Annotated in this window: 25 protein-coding genes; 16 read left to right on the top strand and 9 right to left on the bottom strand. The window is 72.6% G+C overall.

Annotation, left to right across the window (positions count from 1 at the left end; genetic code table 11):
* Positions 1-258 precede the first annotated feature (258 nt).
* The 8 genes from HF526_RS02610 to HF526_RS02575 form a co-directional block, all read right to left on the bottom strand.
* The gene (locus HF526_RS02610; RefSeq protein WP_169379583.1) at positions 259-465 is read right to left on the bottom strand and encodes a heavy-metal-associated domain-containing protein; all 207 of its coding nucleotides are present in this window, start codon (positions 463-465) and stop codon (positions 259-261) included.
* 42 nt (positions 466-507) lie between these two features.
* Complete coding sequence (locus HF526_RS02605) at positions 508-789, bottom strand: metal-sensitive transcriptional regulator (RefSeq protein ID WP_169379582.1); 282 nt, start codon at positions 787-789, stop codon at positions 508-510.
* A 94-nt stretch (positions 790-883) separates the two neighbouring features.
* A complete protein-coding gene (locus HF526_RS02600; RefSeq protein ID WP_169379581.1) occupies positions 884-1378 on the bottom strand; it encodes a beta propeller repeat protein in 495 nt (164 codons plus the stop codon).
* Between the two features lie 242 nt (positions 1379-1620).
* Positions 1621-2607 (bottom strand): L-histidine N(alpha)-methyltransferase, encoded by a 987-nt coding sequence (locus HF526_RS02595; RefSeq protein ID WP_169379580.1) that lies wholly within the window; start codon positions 2605-2607, stop codon positions 1621-1623.
* 3 nt (positions 2608-2610) lie between these two features.
* Complete coding sequence (locus HF526_RS02590; RefSeq protein WP_169379579.1) at positions 2611-3111, bottom strand: hemerythrin domain-containing protein; 501 nt, start codon at positions 3109-3111, stop codon at positions 2611-2613.
* 76 nt (positions 3112-3187) lie between these two features.
* Positions 3188-4201 (bottom strand): iron-containing redox enzyme family protein, encoded by a 1014-nt coding sequence (locus tag HF526_RS02585; protein ID WP_169379680.1) that lies wholly within the window; start codon positions 4199-4201, stop codon positions 3188-3190.
* Positions 4198-4413, bottom strand: coding sequence for a CDGSH iron-sulfur domain-containing protein (locus tag HF526_RS02580; protein WP_169379578.1), 216 nt, complete (start codon positions 4411-4413; stop codon positions 4198-4200). The genes HF526_RS02585 and HF526_RS02580 overlap by 4 nt, the downstream gene beginning before the upstream one ends.
* The gene (locus tag HF526_RS02575; RefSeq protein ID WP_211176677.1) at positions 4403-5068 is read right to left on the bottom strand and encodes a HemK2/MTQ2 family protein methyltransferase; all 666 of its coding nucleotides are present in this window, start codon (positions 5066-5068) and stop codon (positions 4403-4405) included. Before HF526_RS02575 ends, HF526_RS02580 begins: the two co-directional genes overlap by 11 nt.
* A gap of 766 nt (positions 5069-5834) precedes the next feature.
* Here HF526_RS02575 and HF526_RS02570 point away from each other — a divergent pair.
* From HF526_RS02570 to HF526_RS02525, 10 genes are read left to right on the top strand one after another with little or no spacing between them, the layout of a single operon-like run.
* Complete coding sequence (locus HF526_RS02570) at positions 5835-6512, top strand: hypothetical protein (RefSeq protein WP_169379577.1); 678 nt, start codon at positions 5835-5837, stop codon at positions 6510-6512.
* Positions 6505-7698 (top strand): SRPBCC family protein, encoded by a 1194-nt coding sequence (locus HF526_RS02565; protein ID WP_169379576.1) that lies wholly within the window; start codon positions 6505-6507, stop codon positions 7696-7698. Before HF526_RS02570 ends, HF526_RS02565 begins: the two co-directional genes overlap by 8 nt.
* 3 nt (positions 7699-7701) lie before the next feature.
* A complete protein-coding gene (gvpJ, locus tag HF526_RS02560; RefSeq protein WP_169379575.1) occupies positions 7702-8142 on the top strand; it encodes a gas vesicle protein GvpJ in 441 nt (146 codons plus the stop codon).
* A complete protein-coding gene (locus tag HF526_RS02555) occupies positions 8139-8870 on the top strand; it encodes a GvpL/GvpF family gas vesicle protein (RefSeq protein ID WP_169379574.1) in 732 nt (243 codons plus the stop codon). The genes gvpJ and HF526_RS02555 overlap by 4 nt, the downstream gene beginning before the upstream one ends.
* Positions 8871-8874: 4 nt before the next feature.
* On the top strand, positions 8875-9123 hold the full coding sequence (locus tag HF526_RS02550; protein WP_169379573.1) for a gas vesicle protein GvpG: 249 nt from the start codon (positions 8875-8877) through the stop codon (positions 9121-9123).
* A gap of 11 nt (positions 9124-9134) precedes the next feature.
* Positions 9135-9518 carry a gas vesicle protein GvpO gene (gene gvpO, locus HF526_RS36120; protein WP_338051248.1) on the top strand — a complete coding sequence of 128 codons (384 nt, stop codon included), beginning with the start codon at positions 9135-9137 and terminating at the stop codon, positions 9516-9518.
* A gap of 2 nt (positions 9519-9520) precedes the next feature.
* Positions 9521-9859, top strand: coding sequence for a gas vesicle protein (locus HF526_RS02540; RefSeq protein WP_169379572.1), 339 nt, complete (start codon positions 9521-9523; stop codon positions 9857-9859).
* Complete coding sequence (locus HF526_RS02535; protein ID WP_338051247.1) at positions 9856-10611, top strand: GvpL/GvpF family gas vesicle protein; 756 nt, start codon at positions 9856-9858, stop codon at positions 10609-10611. Before HF526_RS02540 ends, HF526_RS02535 begins: the two co-directional genes overlap by 4 nt.
* Complete coding sequence (locus HF526_RS35015) at positions 10608-10784, top strand: gas vesicle protein (protein ID WP_420821579.1); 177 nt, start codon at positions 10608-10610, stop codon at positions 10782-10784. Before HF526_RS02535 ends, HF526_RS35015 begins: the two co-directional genes overlap by 4 nt.
* The gene (locus HF526_RS02525; protein ID WP_169379570.1) at positions 10781-11074 is read left to right on the top strand and encodes a gas vesicle protein K; all 294 of its coding nucleotides are present in this window, start codon (positions 10781-10783) and stop codon (positions 11072-11074) included. The genes HF526_RS35015 and HF526_RS02525 overlap by 4 nt, the downstream gene beginning before the upstream one ends.
* A gap of 88 nt (positions 11075-11162) precedes the next feature.
* Here the strand turns inward: HF526_RS02525 and HF526_RS02520 are convergent, their stop codons facing one another.
* Positions 11163-11954, bottom strand: coding sequence for an IclR family transcriptional regulator (locus HF526_RS02520; protein ID WP_239028199.1), 792 nt, complete (start codon positions 11952-11954; stop codon positions 11163-11165).
* An 81-nt stretch (positions 11955-12035) separates the two neighbouring features.
* On the opposite strand from HF526_RS02520, the gene HF526_RS02515 reads away from it, so the two are divergent.
* The 6 genes from HF526_RS02515 to HF526_RS02490 all read left to right on the top strand — a co-directional run bounded on the left by HF526_RS02515 (position 12036) and on the right by HF526_RS02490 (position 18070).
* The gene (locus HF526_RS02515; RefSeq protein ID WP_338051246.1) at positions 12036-12821 is read left to right on the top strand and encodes a maleate cis-trans isomerase family protein; all 786 of its coding nucleotides are present in this window, start codon (positions 12036-12038) and stop codon (positions 12819-12821) included.
* 34 nt (positions 12822-12855) lie between these two features.
* On the top strand, positions 12856-14154 hold the full coding sequence (locus HF526_RS02510; protein ID WP_211176676.1) for an SLC13 family permease: 1299 nt from the start codon (positions 12856-12858) through the stop codon (positions 14152-14154).
* 272 nt (positions 14155-14426) lie between these two features.
* Positions 14427-15920, top strand: a complete 1494-nt coding sequence (locus tag HF526_RS36115; RefSeq protein ID WP_169379568.1) for a helix-turn-helix domain-containing protein — start codon at positions 14427-14429, stop codon at positions 15918-15920.
* A gap of 138 nt (positions 15921-16058) precedes the next feature.
* Complete coding sequence (locus HF526_RS02500; RefSeq protein ID WP_169379567.1) at positions 16059-16943, top strand: PrsW family intramembrane metalloprotease; 885 nt, start codon at positions 16059-16061, stop codon at positions 16941-16943.
* Positions 16944-17108: 165 nt separating this feature from the next.
* Entirely contained in the window at positions 17109-17753 is a 645-nt protein-coding gene (locus tag HF526_RS02495) for an MEDS domain-containing protein (RefSeq protein WP_169379566.1), read from the top strand.
* 77 nt (positions 17754-17830) lie between these two features.
* Positions 17831-18070 (top strand): hypothetical protein, encoded by a 240-nt coding sequence (locus HF526_RS02490; RefSeq protein WP_169379565.1) that lies wholly within the window; start codon positions 17831-17833, stop codon positions 18068-18070.
* Positions 18071-18249 lie beyond the last annotated feature (179 nt).

Genomic DNA, 18249 nt, shown 5'->3' with positions numbered 1-18249 from the left:
CGGCACCGGGTCACCGGTGATGTCGACCCGACAGCCGTCGACCTGCGCGGTGCGCGACGGCGCGTGCGTGACCGGCTCGAACGGCCCGGGCGCGAAGACGTCGACGCCCAGCGTGGTGGCCGCCCCGCCGGTCGGGTGACGTCGGCGAACATGCGGTAGGTGCTGGCGGCGTCCCTCTCCGGGGGCACCGTAGGCGGAGAGCTCCGCAGCGGTGTTCATCTCACATTCCGGATGTGGGGCCGCCGTGGGCGGCGGGACTCAGCCGGCGAGCCGGTAGCCGGCTTCCTCGACGGCTGCGTTGATCTGCGCGCGGTCGACCTGCTGGTCGCTGGTGACGGTGACTGCTCCGGTGGGCAGGTCCACCACGACCGCGGTGACGCCCTCGATCTCGCTGATCTCCTCGGTGACCGAGGCGACGCAGTGCGCGCAGGTCATGCCGGTGACGGTGTAGGTGGTCTCGCTCATGTGCGGGTGCTCTCCTCGTTGTGCCGATCAGGTGGTGGGTGATCAGGACTTGACCAGGCGCGCGATGGCCGCGCTGGCTTCGGCGACCTTGTCCTCGGCGACCTGGCCGCCCTCGGCCGCGGCCTCGGTGACGCAGTGCTTGAGGTGCTCGTCCAGCAGGCCCAGCGCCACGGCCTCCAGAGCCTTGGTGGCCGCCGAGACCTGGGTGAGCACGTCGATGCAGTACTCGTCGTTCTCGATCATCTTCGCGATGCCGCGGACCTGACCCTCGATGCGGCGCATGCGCTTGAGGTACGCGTCCTTGTCCTGGGCGTAGCCGTTCATGCCGTCCTTCTCGTCGCTCGGACTCGATACCCGGCAGGGGTACCTGACGGACCCGGTTTTACACCCCTGGGGGGTATCTCGCAAGTCGGGTCGCTCAGTCGAGCGGTGTCCAGGTCCGGCCGCCGTCCTCCGAGGACCGCACGCCGTGGGCCGTCGCGGCGAGGTAGCGGTCGGCCCCCGCCACCGCGAACGCCTCCGGCGGGGCCCCGAGCGACCCCGTGGCGACCCACTCGGCGCCCTCCGGCGACCAGACGGTGCCGTCGGCGCCGGCTCCGGCCACGGTCGGCGTGCCGCCACCCCCGGCCGGGCCGGCCTGGTCGACGAGCAGCAGGGGGCGCTTCGGCTGCGCCGCTGCGGGCGCGAACGTGCGCCCGCCGTCACGGCTCTCCAGCAACCCGTCCGCGCTGGTGGCGAGGACGCGGCGCGGGTCGGCCGGGTTGACGTCGAGGTCGTGCACGTGGCCGAAACCGGGGTCATCGCCGGGGGCCGACGCCGGTGCCGGCGCCGGCACGGGGGCGTCGGAACCGGCGCAGCCGGTCAGGACGAGCAGGCCGCCGAGGGCCAGGGCGGGGAGTGCGCGCAGACGCAAGGGGTGTCCTCAGGCGTGGGACGGCCGCGGACCGGATCCGTTCGGTGGCGTCGCAGCGGGGCAGTGGGCCGGATGATCAGCCGGGATCCGTCGTCCGATCACTGCCGCAGCACGCAGAGCAGGACGGGCCCGGGAGGTGCCGCGCGCCGGTGCCCGGCGGTGCCGTCGCCGGCCGGCGTCGCCGTCGATCACGCCTCAGCCGGATCGGCGGCTGTTCCGCGTCCCCGGACACACATGCGTGATCAGATCCGCCGGAACAGGAAGATCCCGTACTGCCACACGGCGTCGATCCACTGGGCCTGCAGGGTGAACCCGCGCCCGGCGACCTCGGCCACGAACCGTGGGCGGTGGAACTTCGCCGAGAACCCCACGTTGATCGAGTCGCCGTGCCGCAGGTGCAGCACGAGGCCGAGCCCGGGCAGCGAGACGGACTGCTTCTCGGTGGCCCACAGGTGGCCCTCCACCACGGCGGCGGCCGGGTCGTAGTGCGCGCGCGGGTAGAAGTAGTCGAGCACGAAGTCGGCGTCGAAGCGCCGGTTCAGGTGCGTCAGGTGGTTGAGCCGGAACTCGGCGAAGGCCGACCGGTCGAGCGGGTCGTTGTAGCAGGTCTCGAGCACGTCCGTGGGCTTCTGCAGGTCGACCGAGACCAGGAACCCGTCGCCGGGGCGCAGCGTCGCGGTGATCTCGGACAGTAGCGCGGCCCGCTCGGCGGGTGTCGTGTTGCCCAGGTTGCTGCCGAGGAACGCCACGACGACCGGCTCGGCCGGGCCGTCGCGGAGCCAGCCGAGCCCGGCCTCGTAACGCCCCCACAGGCCCTGGACATCCAGGCCGGGCAGCTCGGCCCGCAGCGCCGCGCCACTGGCCTCCAGCATCTCCCGGCTGACGTCGATCGGCAGATAGGTGGTCGGGCGCTGTTCGAGGCACGCCGCCAGCAGCAGCCGGGTCTTCTTTGCGCTGCCGCTGCCCAGCTCGGCGACCCGGCGACAGTCGATCAGCTCGGCCATCTGCGCGGCGTGCCGGCCCAGCAGGTCCCGCTCCACCCGGGTCAGGTAGTACGTGGGCAGCTCGGTGATCGACTCGAACAGCTGCGAGCCGCGCGCGTCGTAGCCGAACCAGGGCGGGATCCGTGGTGTCGGTTCCCGCAGACAGGCCAGTACGGCGGCACGGTCGTCCCAGAACGCCGCCTCCTCGTCGACGGCCACGATCTCCGCGGGCCCGGCGTCCGGCACCGGTCAGGCCAGGACGGCGTCGACCGCCTTCTTCAGCGCCCCCGGTTGCTCGGGCCGGCGCGGGGCCTTCTTCCTGACCTCCAGCATCTCGGCGCCGATCTCCTGGAGTTTCTTGCGGCCCAGGGCCTCACGCACCTTCGGGAACCACTCCTGCTCCTCCTCCTCGATGTGGTGCGTGACGTTCTCGATGAGCACGGTGGTCTTGGCGTCGAAGCGTTCGTCGTCGGGCTTCAAGGCCGCCAGCTCCATGCACAGCACGTCGGCCACGTGATGCTCCTCGTAGGACTCCAGCACGTCGTCGGTGACCTCGGGCAGCAGCTTGCGGACGGCCGGGTACATGCACTCGTTCTCGACGTAGGTGTGCACGGTCAGCGCCTCGAGGATCTTGTCGACGATCTTCGCCTTGCGCTTGGTCGCGTTCTCCCCGGCGGCCTGGAAGTCGCGGAACAGCTTGCGGATCTCCTTGTGGTCCTGCTTGAGCAGCACGATCGCGTCGGTCGACATCGGGTTTCCTCTCAGTGGCGGCCGGGACGGTTTCGCGGCCGAGATACCCGGGGGGATCTTGGACGAAACGGACGGCCTACCGGTCCGCCGCCGCGGGCAGCGGTGCCCGGAGGGTGGACTCGCCCCGGCCCCAGTGGTCCAGCAGCAGGTCGGAGAGCCGGTCGGCGAGCAGCAGGCTGGCCCGGATGCCGAACACGACGTCGGCGGCGAGCGCCGGCTCGGCGGCCAGCAGCGGATCGAGCACGCCGCGGCGGATGATCTGCTCGTGCACCGCGTCGGCCTCGACGTGCTCGGCGTAGAACCCGATCGCGGCCGGCCCGCAGCCCAGCCTGCGCATCGCCCGGACCAGCCGGTCCGAGCCGGGTGAGGACGTCAGCTCGACGACGGCGACCTGGCCGACAAGGGCCCCGCGCAGGCTGCGGTGCAGCCCGCACAGCGACATGAAGTTGACCTCGGCCAGGGTGGCGGCGGGTACCGCGTCGAGATAGGCGCCGTAGGAGTCGGACAGCCCCAGCTCGGCCATCATGTCGGCGAAGAGTCGGGAGTGCATCCGATCGGGATCACCGCCGCCGTACTCGTCGTGTTCGACGGTGACGAGCGCGGCCTTGGCCGGCCCGGACAGCCGCGGGATCACCCAGGCCTGCGGGTCCGCCTCCTTGAGGTGGTAGATCGAGCGGTGCGCGACGTACTCGCGCAGCTGCCACCGCTCGCCGTCGCGACGCAGATGGTGCGACACCCCGACGGCGTCCACGGGCTCGACGAGCAGCGCCTCCACCTCTCCCGCGACGTCCGTGCCGGGCGCGACGTCGGCCCGCAGCGCGGCGAGGAACGCCTGCTCGAGTTCGCGGCGTAGCGTCAGCAGTGCCGGGTCCCACTCCCGGTCGTCGTCGACGCCGGCGAACCCGCGGTAGTGCAGCTCGTAGCAGCAGTACAGCGCGAGCTGCAGGTCGTCGCCGTACGGGTCGGCGGCCCGGACGTCGGGTCTGGCGACCGGCTCGCCGCGCAGCTGGGCGAGCACCGCGGTGGAGAGGGGGCCGCGCGGCGGGGGCGGCGCCGGGGCCTGCTCGGCCCGGACCGGAGCGGCGCTCAGCACCGGTCACCCTCCTCGCGGGTGGCCCGCACCTTGGCGCGGTGGCTGGTGTCGCAGAACGGGTAGCGGCGGCTGCGCCGGCACATGCACAGCGCGGTCACCGGCCGCTGCGAGGTCACCCGGCGCCCATCGGGGAGCACCAGGTCGACCGGTCCGGACAGCAGCACGGGCCCCTCGTCGGTCAGGACGACCTGGCGGCGGTCAGGCGGCACGGCGCGCCCCCACCACGACCAGTTCCTCGACGGTCTGCCCGGGCTCGACCAGGCCGCGCGCCTCGAGCATCGCGGCCCGTGCCCGCATGACCGGGCCGAAGGGGACCTGGCCGCGCTCGATCACCTCGCCGGCCAGTCCGGCCTCGGCCAGCCGCGCGATCGTGTGTTCGGCGTCGCAGACCGCGGAGTGCACGAGCAGGACGACGCCGTCGTCGGTGAGCCGCCCGGCGGCGCCGGCGCAGATCCGATCCAGGATCGCTCGGCCGTCGGGGCCGGCGTCCCAGCAGCGGGCCATCCGGTAGCGCGGCAGCACGGCGGTCGCAGCGGGGACGTAGGGCGGATTGGCCATGATGAGATCGAATTTCCGGTCGGCGACCGGGGCGAACAGGTCGCCACGGCGCACCGCGACCGGCGCGCGGTGCAGCCGGCTGTTCAGCCAGGTGGCCGCGACCGAACGCATCGACAGGTCGACGGCGGTGACCGACGCGGCCCCTGCCCGCGACGCGGCCAGTGCGAGGGCACCGGTTCCGGTGCCGATGTCCAGGACGTGCCGGCCGGTGGCGTAGCCACCGCGCTGGAGCACGTCGGTCAACAGAGCGGTGTCACCTTGGGCCCGGTACACCCCGGGCGGACGCAGCAGCAAGAGCACGATCATGTCTTCCCCGCCGCGGCGGCGGCCAACCGTCGATGTGGACGAATCGGGCTCCGATCGTTCGGGACCGGCCGTGACGGCGGTGCCTCCGGCCCCCGGTGAACACCGGGCGTGCGGGCAGAGGTCATCGGTCGTCGACAGTGGATCTGCGACGTCGGGCGCGTTCTCGTTTCGAGGCGGTCGACCTGCTGGGAAAGCGGCGGGGATCGCGACGGAGCGCACCGCAAAATCCTGCTCCCGGGACGATAATCGCCACCGTATCCGGTCGGGAATTCCGCTGATCGACCGATATCGTCGCCGGGTGGTTCGGCGGCGCCGGCAGGTGCTCGCACAGTTGTCCCGACGAGCAGGGCGGACGGTTGCCGCGGTCGCCGTGGACCGGACGCGCCACGCCTGCCTGAATCGGCGGCCCCGCAGCTGGGAGCATTGTTCGGCCCCAGATGAATTCGGCGGGCCGCTCACCCTTCGCATTGTTCATGAATCGTTGTGACTCCATTTGATGACGCGTGCAGATCCGTTTGACCGGCACGGACTGCGCCATTCGGACCAAATTCTGGAACGGTGTCGGTACCCGGGAGTGGACGATCTTGGGCCCGGGTAGGCGCCGTGAGGTCGATTGGTCCGGCGAGGTCGGTGCCGTGATCGATTCCGTCCGGTTTGCGTCACCCGCCGGCGGGGCCCGGAAACCGACTGGAGGAAATCAGTGAAATGTGGAGCACGAGTAGCTCTCGGCGTCGCGGGGGGCTACTTCCTGGGCCGCACGAAGAAGATGAAGCTGGCCCTCATGCTGGGGGGCATGGCGGCGGGGCGCCGCAACGGCGGCCCGGCTGAGCTCCTCGCGCAGGGCACGAAGCTCCTCGAGAGGTCGCCGGAACTGCAACGGCTCGCCGACGAGGTCCGCGGCCGGCTCCTCGACGCGGGCAAGGGAGCCGCGATGGCCGTGGCGGCCCGCCAGGTCGAGGCGTTGACCGACCGCGTGGGTAAGCGGGTCGAGTCGCTCGGCGACGTCGGAGCGCCGGGTCCCAAGGGCCGCCGGCGCCGGGACGACGAGGACCGGGAGCCTGCCGGCGAGACCGAGGAGTCCGACGAGGTCGAGGGCGGCTTCGACGAGGACGTCGACCGCTCCGACGCCGACGAGGACACGGGAGACCTCGAGGAGCATGAGGACGAGCGCGAGGAGGACGAGGAGCCCGCGCGCGCCACGCGCCGGCGCTCCGCTGCGGACCGGGCCGGCAGCGACGAACCCGATCGGGAACCCCCCGCGAGTCGTCGGCGGGAGGCCGCGAGCCCGCCGTCCAGGGCCGCCCGTTCGGGCGCGCCGAAGGACGGCCGCAAGCGCACCGCGGCGAAGGCGGATGCCGTGGGGAGCCGGGTGAGCGCAGCAGCCGGAACGGCCGCCCGCACCGGCCGGTCGGCGCGCGGCCGCCGAGGTGAGGGCGATGACTGAGGCGAACAGGAAGGCCGGCGGCCTCGCCGACGCGCTTCCCACCGACGCGCTGCGTGATGCGGGGAGCAGGCTCCTCGGCCTGCTCGTGCAGCGTGCCGCCCAGGTCGCGACCGAACGCGTCGGGGACCTCTCCGAACGACTGACCGACTACGCCGAGGACGGCGGGCAGGGCCTGCGGGCCGCACTGACCGGCCGGGCCCCCGACGAGGGCCGAGCCTCCGGGGACGGCGCGTCGTCCGAGGAGGACTCGGACGGCGGAGGCCTGCTCAGCGGGCTGAAGGAGAAGGTGAAGGGCCTCTTCGGCGCCGGCCGGAAACCCGGCGGCGGCAAGAAGCTGAAGGTCACCAACATCGTCGAGACCATCGACGTCGGGCTCCCACTGCGGACCACCTACAACCTCTGGTCGCAGTACCAGGACTTCCCCAGCTTCATGAAGAAGGTGGAGAACGTCGACCGCCCGGCCGATGAGACGTCGAACTGGAAGGCGCAGATCTTCCTGTCGCACCGCAGTTGGGAGGCGACGACCGTCGAGCAGGTGCCCGACTCGCACATCGTGTGGCGCTCCAAGGGCGCGAAGGGGCACGTCGACGGGGCCGTCACCTTCACCGAGCTGGGTCCGAACCTGACCCGCGTGGCGCTGGTCATGGAGTACTGGCCGCAGGGCCTGTTCGAGCACACCGGCAACCTCTGGCGGGCCCAGGGCCGGCGCGCCCGGCTGGAGTTCAAGCACTTCCGCCGGCACGCCATGACCAATGTGATCCTGCACCAGGAGGACGTCGAGGGCTGGCGCGGCGAGATCCGTGACGGCGAGGTCGTGAAGACCCACGAGGAAGCACTCAAGGAGGAGCAGGAACGCGAGGCGCAGCACGAGTTCGAGAACGGGCAGGAGGACGCGGGCGGGCCCGAGCGGGCCGAGGCCGAAGGCGCCGAGGAGGGCGCCGAGGTCGAAGGCGCCGCCGCCGAGGACGAGGAGGAATCCGACGGCGCCGAGGACGAGTACGAGCCCGACGCCGACGAGTACGACGCCGACGCCGACGAGGACGAGGCGGACTACGAGGACGAGGACTACGAGGACGAGGCGGACTACGGCGACGAGGACTACGAGGACGAGGAACCCGGCGCCGACGGAGGCCCGCAACGGCGTACCCGGGAGCGGGCCGGTGCCGGCTCCGGACGGAGGCGATGACGTATGACGGTTGCGACCCAGCGAGGTGGCGGGAACGTCGAGCGGTCCGGCGGTGGCGGTGGCCCGAGCGGCCTCGCCGACGTCGTCGAACTGATCCTGGACAAGGGCCTGGTCATCGACGTGTTCGTCCGGGTGGCGCTGGTCGGTATCGAGATCCTGACCATCGACGCGCGGATCGTCGTCGCCAGTGTCGACACCTACCTGCGGTTCGCCGAGGCGACGAACCGGCTGGACCTGCAGGGGGAGAACGCCCCCAAGGGGCTCACCGACCTGACCGAGGGGGTCGTGGAGAGCGGAGCACGCGGCAAGACCAATGGGATGCTCGACGCCGCTGTGGACAAGGTCGGGGAGTTGCTCGGTGGCTCCCGCGACGAGGAGGACTACGAGGAGCGCCCACGGCGCCGTCCTCGACAGCGGGAGCGTGCGAGGGAGCGTGACGAGTGAACCCGACCTACGTCTACGGCCTGATCAGATCGGACGCGGCCGTACCCGAGGACCTCGTGGGCCTCGGGGAGTCCGGCCAGGTGGAGACGGTCGTCCACGGCGACCTCGCCGCGCTCGTCAGCGACGTCCCGGCGGACCGCCCGCTGGGCACCCGGGACGACCTGTTCACGCACGAACGCGTGGTGGACACGGTGGCTGCCGCCACGGCGGTGCTGCCCATGCGCTTCCCGGCCGTCGTCGAGCGGGACGGCGTCGTCGACGAGCTGCTGGTCCCGCATCACGACCACTTCCTCGAGGTGCTCGACGACCTGGACGGGCGGACGCAGTTCACGCTCAAGGCTCGCTACGAGCAGGAGGTGGTCCTGCGCGAGGTGCTCGCCGACGATCCTGAGATCCGGGAGCTGCACGAGCGGGTCCGTGGGCTACCGGAGGATGCCTCGTACTACGACCGGGTCTTCCTCGGCCAGCTCATCGTCGAGGAGTTGGAGGCGCGCCGGGACGGGGAGGGGGCGGCGATCGTGGAGCGGCTGGCCCCGGAGGCGGTCGCGGTCGTCTCCCACCAACCGGCCGCGCCCGAGGACGTCGTCAACGCCGCGTTCCTCGTCGAACGCAAGCACCAGCAGCGGTTCGAGGACGCGGTGGAGAAACTGGGTGCCGAGCTGGCCGGTCGGCTGCGGCTGCGGCTGCTGGGACCGCTGGCGCCCTACGACTTCGTCCCGGCGGAATGACTCCGTGGGCCTGCTGACGGGCCTGCTCGGCCTGCCGCTCCTGCCGGTCACCGGGCCGGTGCGCGGCGTGATGTGGCTGGCCGGGCAGATCCACGAACAAGCCGAGGAGCAGTACTACGACCCGGCCCGCATCCGGGCGCAGCTCGAGGCGATCGACGAGGCGCGGCGCACCGGTGAGATGTCCGAACAGGAGTGTGCCGAACTGGAGAACGCCCTGCTGGAGCGGATGATGCGCCGGCCCGGCAGCGGCTGAGGAGGCCTGGCGTGGTGACCGACAACGCCCGTGACGAGGACGATGCGCAGACACCGCGCCGGCGACGCCGTCCGCGGGCCGAGCGGGACGACCCGCAGGACCGCGGCGACGGCGACGGCCCCCGTCGCAACGGACGGATCCGTTCGGCGGGGGCCGCCGCCCGCCTGGCCGCCCGCGAGGTGGCCGACCTGACCGGGCGCACCCCCGAGGGCATCGTCTCGATCCAGCGCAGCGAGGACGGGTGGGTGGTCGGCATCGAGGTCGTCGAGACCCGCCGCATCCCCGACTCCGCCGACATCCTCGCCACCTACGAAGCCGAACTGGACCCGCACGGCGAGTTGCTCTCTTACCGCCGCACCCGGCGGTACTCGCGCGGGCAGGTCCGGGGGGAGTGATCATGACGTTGAGCGGCGGACTGCCGTCCACGGGTGCCGCGCGCGTGCCGGCACGGCACGAGTCGGCCAACCTGGCCGACATCCTCGAACGGGTCCTCGACAAGGGGATCGTCATCGCCGGTGACATCCGGGTGAACCTGCTCGACGTGGAGCTGCTGACGATCAAGATCCGGCTGCTGGTCGCGTCGGTCGACCGGGCACGGGAGATGGGCATCGACTGGTGGGAGCACGACCCGACGCTGAGTTCGGGGCAACGCGGCCTGGCGGAGGAGAACCGGATGCTGCGCGAGCGGATCGGCGAACTGGAGGCGGACGGCGAGCGGGACGGTGAGATCGAGTGACGGGATCCGCGGTGTACGTCTACGCGGTCACCGACGCGGGACGGTCCGGTGAGCTCGCAGCCGTGCCCGGCGTCACCGGCGCACCGGTGCGGAGGATCACCGCCGACGGGCTGACGGCCGTGGTCAGCACGGTCGACGGCACCGAGTTCGGTGAGGAGGCGCTGCGCCGCAACCTGGAGGACCTGACCTGGCTCGAGCAGGTGGCGCGGGCCCACCACGGCGTCGTCGGCGCCGTCGCCCGGCAGGGTCCGGCGGCGCCGCTGCGGCTGGCCACGGTCTACTTCGGTGACGACAACGTCCGTGCGCTGCTCGGCGAGCACCGGGCCCGGTTCGCCGCGGCGCTCGACCGCATCCGCGGCCGGGCCGAGTGGGGGGTCAAGGCCTACGGCCGGCCACAGGCCGACGAGCCGACCGTGACGGCGCCGGGTGCCGGGCCCGGGACGAACTACCTGATGCGCCGTCGCGCCGAACGCGACCGCGCCGCCCGAAGCCTGCAGGCGGCCCGCGACCAGGCCGGACGAGTGCACGAGCGGCTCGCCGGGCTGGCCGTGGCCAGCCGGGTGTACCCGCCGCAGGACCCGCGTCTGTCCGGGCGGCGCGACGAGATGGTGCTCAACGCCGCCTACCTCGTGCCCGGCGGTGACGGCGACGCGGTGCGCGGGCTGGTGGACTCCTGCGACGCACCGGCGCTGCGGCTCGAGCTCACCGGCCCGTGGGCGCCGTACTCCTTCGCCGGCCTGGACGACACGTGACCGCCGTGCAACGCAGCGACCAGGTCACCCTGGTCGACCTGCTCGACCGGCTGCTGACCGGGGGCGTCGTGCTGACCGGCGACGTCACCATCTCGCTGGCCGGGGTGGACCTCGTGCACGTCTCGCTGCGCGCGCTGATCAGCTCGGTGGAGACCTTGATGGAGCAACCATGACGCAGCTGCCCACCCGGATCGAGACCGACGCCGAGTCGGTGGGCCGCGACCTCGGTCGCCTGGTGCTCACGATCATCGAACTGGTCCGGCAGCTGATGGAGCGCCAGGCCATCCGGCGGGTGGAGGCGGGGACCCTCCCGGACGAGACGATCGAGCGGCTCGGGCTGGGGCTGATGCGGCTGGAGGAGGCGATGACCGACCTCCGGGAGCACTTCGGGCTGAGCCCGGCCGACCTGAACATCGACCTCGGCCCGCTGGGCATGCTGCTGCCGGAGCGGGACGGCCCGTGAGCTACGACGCGCAGAGGGTCGGCGCCCACTTCCCGGCGCCGGCCGCCGGGGCCGCCCACTCCGGCGGCTCCGGCGGCTCGCAGGCGGCCTAGCCGAGCTCCGTGGCGGAGCGGAAGCCGAGCGCCCGGCTCGCCGCGGCCCCCGCGGCGACGACCGCGGGGGCGAGCCGGTCGACGTCGGCGGGCCCGACCCGCTGCGTCGGCGCACCGATCCCCAGGACCGCCACCAGCTCGCCGGCCTGGTCGAACACCGGCGCGCTGATCGAGCCGACCCCCTCGTGCCGCTCGGAGAACGTGGCGCTGTAGCCGTCGTTGCCGGCCTGCTCGACCTGGGCGTCGAGCACCGCGACGTCGACCGGGGTGTGCGGGGTGAACCGCCGCAGCCCCTCCGCGAGGACGTCCGCGCGGGCCGTCGGATCGTGGGCGAGGAAGACCTTGCCCGGCGCGCCCGCGTGCATCGGCATCACCATGCCGACCTTGAACAGCCGCATCACGACGTGGCGGGTCTCCGCGACGGCGACGACGGTCCGGAACGCCCCGTCGCGGACGTAGAGGCACGCCGTCTCGCCGGTCTCGTCGCGCAGCCGCTGCAGCACCGGCCGGACGAGCCGCACCAGATCGCGGCCGACCGTGCCGGGCGCGGCCCACCGCACGAACGCCATGCCGATCCGGTACCGGTCGCCGTCGCGGTCGAGGAAGCCCTCGCGGACGAGGTTGTGCACCAGCCGCTGACAGGTGCTCGCCGGCAGGCCGGTGGACCGGGTGATCTGCTGCAGCGTCGGATCGGGTTCCTCGACGGAGAAGCACTCGAGGATCTGGCGCACCTTTCCCAGCACGAGCAGCGGCGGCGTCCCGGAGGCCCGTTCCGTCATCGGTGTCATCTTCCTCTCGTTGACACGATTCATCCGATCTCACATCGTAAGCGCCCGACCCACCAAGTGAGAACGAGACGAAGGAGCGTCGTGCAGAACGACACGACCGGGAACACCGGATCCACCCGGATCGGGCTGATCGTGCCCAGCTCGAACACGACCATGGAGACCGAGCTGCCCGAGCTGTTCCGGCGCCAGAGCGCCGCGACCGGGCACGTCTACACGTTCCACGCGGCCCGCGCGGCCATGCGGACGGTCAACCGCGAGGAACTGGCCGCGATGGTCGGCAAGGCGGCCGACTGCGCCCGCTCGGTGTCCGACGCCCAGGTCGACGTGATCGCCTACGCGTGCCTCGTCGCGGTGATGGCGCAGGGCGCGGGTGCTCACACCGGCTCGGAGAAGGTGATCGCCGAGGCCGCCGAGGGCAACGGCCACCCCGCGGCCGTGGTCAGCAGCGCGGGCGCCCTGGTGCGGACGCTGCCCGCCCTCGGCGCCCGCCGGGTCGCCATCGTGACGCCGTACATGGCGCCGCTGACCGCGATGGTGCGCGAGTACATCGAGGCCGAGGGCATCGAGGTGCTCGACGCCGTCAGCCTGGAGGTCGACGACAATCTCGCCGTCGGCAGGCTCGACCCGGCCGCGCTGCCCGGGATCGCGCGCGGCCTGCGCCGAGAGGGTGCGGACGCGGTCGTGCTGTCGGCGTGCGTGCAGATGCCCTCCCTCGCCGCGGTCCAGCGCGTCGAGGACGAGCTCGGCCTGCCCGTCGTGACCGCCGCGACGGCGACGACCTACGAGATCCTCACCGCGCTGGGGCACCAGCCCGCGATCCCCGACGCCGGCCGCCTGCTCGCCGGACCCCTGACCACCGCGCGCTGACGCGCGACTCTGACACCGGAGGCCAAGGATGTCCTTGTCGGTCATCGCTTTCCTCATCCTGGTGGTCGCGTTCGCCTGGGGCTCGCTCACCGCCGTCAACGCCGGGCTCGCCGCCATCGTCGCCGCGTTCGGCGTCGGCGTCCTGCTGGCCGGCCTGCCCGCCGCCGACGTGATCGACCAGTTCCCTGCCGGCCTGTTCTTCATCCTGGTCGGGGCCACCCTGCTGTTCTCCATCGTCCGGGTGACCGGCACGATCGACCTGCTCGCGGCCTGGGCCGAGCGGCTCGCCGGCGGCCGCCGCGCCCTCGTCCCCGTGCTGATGTTCGCCCTGACCGCAGCACTGGCGACGGCCGGCGCCTTCACCCCGGCCGCCGTCGCGATCGTCGCGCCCGTGGCCATCGCGCTCGGCGCCCGGTTCGGCATCAGCGCCCTGGCCATGGGCCTGGTCATCGTGCAGGGGGCGAACGCGGGCGCGTTCTCCCCGGTCAATCCGTTCGGTGTCGTCGCCAACACGATGCTCGACCAGGCGGGCGCATCCGGCGACACGCTGCAGCTCTACCTCTACTGCTTCGCCTTCAACGCCGTGCTCGCCGCCGCGGCGTACGCGGCGGTCCAGTGGTGGGTGGTGCGGCGGCGCGGTCCGGCCGCCGCACCGGACGAGGCACCGGGCGTCACGACCGGCGGCGGTGCCCCGGCCCGGACCGCCACCGCGGAGCGCACGGTCACTCCCGTCGCGGTCACCCCGATGCGGGTCCTCACCCTCGTCGGGATCGGGTCGCTGCTGGTGTTGACGCTCGGGTTCGGGGTGGACGTCGGCGTCGCGGCGCTCGTCGTCTCGCTCGTCCTCATCGCGGTCCGGCCCGGGGTGCAGAAGCCCGCGCTGGAGGCGATGCCCTGGTCGGCGATCCTGCTCGTCACCGGCATCGTCACCTATGTCGGCGTGCTGGAGGAGATGGGCGCGATCGCCGAGCTGGAGCAGGGCATCAACGATCTGGGCAACAGTTCGGTCGCAGCACTGGTGACGAGTTACATCGTCGGCCTCGTCTCGGCGTTCGCCTCGACCACAGGCACCCTGGGCGCGATCAGCCCCGTCGTGGTGCCGCTGGCCACCGACCCGCTGCTGACCCCGATCGGGGTCGTCACGGCGATCGCGATCAGTTCCTCGGTGGTCGACGTCAGCCCGATGTCCACCAGCGGCGCGCTGCTCATGGCGAGCGCCCGGCCGGCGGAGGAGCGGATGTTCTTCCGGGCGCTGCTGCTGTGGGCGATTCTCATGATCGCGGTGGTGCCGCTGGTGGCCTGGCTCGTGTTCGTGCACCTCGGGGTCGGCTGAGGCAGGGCCCGGGGCCGCGGACGTCCCCGGGGCCGCACGTCTCGCCGCCGGCGCAGGCGCCGGGATGCCGCACGGATCCGGCGCCTGCGACGCACTGTGCCCAGTCCCGGGTGCGGGTCGGGTGCGGTTGACCCGCAGGGACCAACGTAGCCAGGGGAATCGACCTGCCAGGCCGTGGCGTGAGCCGTCGCGGTCGCTGAGAGTGACATCGCGGAGCCCGGTTGCAGGGGGTGCGCACGATGGAACGTGTCCGGTGGACCTAGACGTGTGACGTGGACGAGCGAACCGGGCTGGCCGTCGCGGTCGAAGTCGCCGAGATCGCCGCCCTGCCGGGGACGATCGAGGAGCGCGCCGAGGCGCTGATCGAACCGCTGCGCCGGGTGGTGCCCTTCGAGGCGATCTGGATTGCGCTGCTCGACCCCGAGCGCCATGAGCACGCGCAGCTGGCCACCCGCGGGCACAACGAGGCCACTCTCCGCTACATGGCCAGCCCGGCGATGCTCACCGACATCGAGGCGGTGCAGCTGAACTGTTCGGGCAGGTCGATCACGGTGAACGACACCCCGGTCCCGAAGGAGGAGGTCCCGGTCTGGACCGACCACTTCGGGCCGGCGGGGTTCGTGGAGGGGGTGGGGATCGGCCTCTTCACCCCGGACAGCCGCTACCTCGGCCTGCTCACCATGCTCACCGACACCGCGGCCCATCCCTCCCCGGCCGAACGCGGCCTGATCGAACTGCTCGCCCCGGCCATCGCCCGGGCGGTCGACCCGATGCGGCAGATCTCCACGTCGGCGCGGATCGTGTGCAACGCTCGGGCCGGGGCCGTGCTCACCCGCGGTGGCTCCGCCCTGCCGCTGCCGAACCTGCCGACGCATGCGGTGCTGCGGAGCGGGTCGCCCGTGCTGGATGTCGTCGCCGCCCGGGTGGCCCGCGGGGCGGCGTACACGACGTTCCTCTGTCCCGTACCGGCCGGGCACGTCCGCGTCACCGCGCTGGCCTGCCCCGACCAGGCTCCGTATCACCTCATCGCTGCGGTGCTCGTCTCCCCGGCGGGGGACCTGCACGGTCTGAGCCCGGGCGCCCTCGACATCCTCGGGCTGCTCGTGGAGAGCTGGCCGCGGCGGCGGATCGCCGCGGCGCTCGGCGTCGCCGAATTCGTCGTCGCCGCCAACATCGAGCACATCGTGGCCCGGCTCGGCACCGGGAACGTCGCCCTGGCCGTCCTGCGCGCCAACCGTGAGGGCCTCTACGTCCCCCGCCGGCTCGTCACCGGTCGCCGGGAGGCGAACGGGCTGCAGTCGCCGCCCCCGGAGATCCCGCGTTCGCATCCGGTCGACCGGACGCTCGACGCCATCCACGCCCATCCCGAGCGTCGCTACACGCTCGCCGAGCTCGCGGAGATCGCCCACCTCAGCGTGCGGCGCCTGCAGGACATGTTCCGGCACCGGACGGGGACGTCCCCGATGCGCTACCTCGAGACGGTCCGGCTGCGCCACGCGCACGACGACCTGCGTCGCGCGGACCCGGCCACCGAGACCGTCAGCCGTATCGCCGTCCGCAACGGTTTCCCCCATCTCGGCCGGTTCGCCGCCGTCTACCGGGCCAACTACGGGGTCCCGCCGTCGGAGACGCTGCGCGCCGCCCCGGGTGCCGGGCCGGCGCCCGGGACCGGCTCCCCGGCCCCGCAGCCGCTCGCCTGGCTGTCCCATCCTGTCCCCACCGAGACCGGGTGGGATGACATGGCCGCGGTCGAGCACCCAGGATGAGACCGCGCTGCGAGGTGCCCGGCGCGGTGGCCGCCGGTGGGCCCGCCAGGACCGATCACGTTCGGCGAATAGGCCCGCCGGGGCTACCGGATGCCGCCCGGCAGCGGGTACGGGCCCGGCATGAGGAGGTCGAAGCGCATGGCAGCCTTCGAGCGGCCGCGGCGGCACCGCAACGGACCGGCCACGGCTGCGCCCCGCCCGCCGCGTGGGCGGCGCTGGAGATGGGTGCCGGTGCTGGTGGTGGGCGCCCTGTTGTTCCTGGCCGACCAGCAGGCCGTCGTCGCGACCGGCAACCTGAACCTGGTGCCCTCGTTGCTGTTGTTCGGTGCGCTGCTGGTGCCGGTGACGTTCGTGGTCTGGGTCGACGGCCGGAACCCGGCCTACGACGTCCCGATGAGCGTGCTGCTGATCTGCGGACTGCTGGGCGGGGTGATCGGCACCGTGGCGGCCAGCGTGCTGGAGGCCGATACCGCCCACCGCCTCGGTGGCCTGCCCACCGTGCTGATCGGCCTGATCGAGGAGGGCGCCAAGCTGCTGGTGCCCATCGGGGTCCTGGTGTTCACCCGATACCGTTCCAATCCTGCCGACGGGCTGCTGATCGGGGTGGCGGTCGGCACCGGGTTCGCGGTGTTGGAGACCCTCGGCTACGGGTTCGTGACCCTGCTCGCCACCGGCGGGGACCTGGGCGCCGCCGAAGGCCTGCTGCTGCTGCGCGGGATCCTCAGCCCGGCCGCGCACATCGCGTGGACCGGCCTGGCCGCCGCGGCCCTGTGGCATGCGCACGCGCAGCGGTGGCGCCCCCGCGCGGTGGCCGTGCTGGTGGGGACCTTCGTGCTCGTCGTGGTCTTCCACGCGATCTGGGACACCGTGCCCTCGCTGCCCACCTTCGTGATCGTCGGCGGCATCAGCCTCGCCCTGCTCGTGCGGCAGACCCACCGTGACGTCCTCACCGCCGGTCCTGGCCCGGCGGTCCGGTCCGTCGGCTCTCCCGAGCGGCCGGCCCCCGGCGCGGACGGCCGCTGAGGCGGCACGAGGAAGCCGAACGCCTCGCGCAGGTCCGGCCTGGTGGAGCGAATCGATCATTCGCCTTCGCGCTGTGAGACGGGTACGCCGCGCGCGCAGGAGCATCGATACTCCGGACGGTCGGAGGATGCGCGGGCCGGGTCGACATCATGACAGGGGGGCCGGGTGAGCAGCCGCAACGGGGCCGAGGCCGACTCAGCGACGTGGGACCCTCGGTTCGGCGGGGCGCCGCTCTCCGTCCACGACCACGTGTGCGCGTTCTTCCGCGGCGATGACGAGCGCGACCGGCTGCTGTTGCCTTTCCTCACCGACGGGCTCCGCGCCGGCGAGACCTGTCTGTGCCTCACGGCCGAGGGGCAGAGCGCGCAGCTGGTGCAACGGGTCGCCGACTCCGGGACCGACGTCGGACGGCTCGCGGCGGTGGAGCCGAGCGAGACCCACCTCCTCTCCGGATCGTTCCAGTCGGATCGCATGCTGGAGTTGCTCGACGCCTGGTCGGTCCGGGTCTTCGCCGGCGACGACGACCGCCGGGCCAGGATCGCCGGGGACATGACGTGGATCCGCCCGCTGATCCGCCCGTCGTTCCTGGCCGAGCTGCTGCGCTACGAGGCCGAGGTGACCACGTGGCTCGCCGGGCATTCCCTGATCGCCGTCTGCCTGTACGAGATGGGGTCCCTCGGCGGGGATGCGCTGATGGCGCTGACCAAGTGCCACTCCAAGGTCTGGCTGGACGGCCAGGTCATCGGCAACCCCTACCGGTATGCGCCGGAGCCGATGCCGCAGCGGGGCCGGGCTGCGCGGGAGCGGTGAGCGGCCGATCCGCTGTGGCCGGCGCCACAACTCCGCGTTAGTCTCGTCGGGCGAGTCGTCGGGAGCCGGGGAGCGCGATGGGTTTCGCCGTCGTAGTAGGTCTGGTGCTGCTCCCTGTCGTGCTGTACGCGCTGGCGCTGGCCCTGGCCGCGTGCCGTGATCGCATCGGCCGCGGTGGCCTGCCCCGGGCGCGCTGCGTCGCCCGCTCGGTCCGGCTGATGGTCGCCGGCGACCCCCTCGACCCGCCGCACCCCGCCGACCTCGCGCGGGGGACGTCGATGCACCCTCGCCCGCGCGGTCGCGGACCGGCGAGCTAAGCTCGAAAAACGAAGGGGAGTAGCCCCCCAACCAGGTGGTCGACACACTGGGAAGATCCTTTCCCCGGTCCCTGGGCCCGCACCCTCCAGGCTGTGGGTGGGCGAGACCTTCGATCCGTGACAGATGTGCTTGTCGTCGTGGGTCGAGGTTCGCCGGCTCCACCGCCCCAGCCGACCTC

It is taken from the genome of Pseudonocardia acidicola (assembly GCF_012911935.1).
GTDB classification, from domain to species: Bacteria; Actinomycetota; Actinomycetes; order Mycobacteriales; family Pseudonocardiaceae; genus Pseudonocardia; species Pseudonocardia acidicola.
Note: the sequence above shows the minus strand (reverse complement) of the source record. Positions and strands in the feature narration are given on the sequence as shown.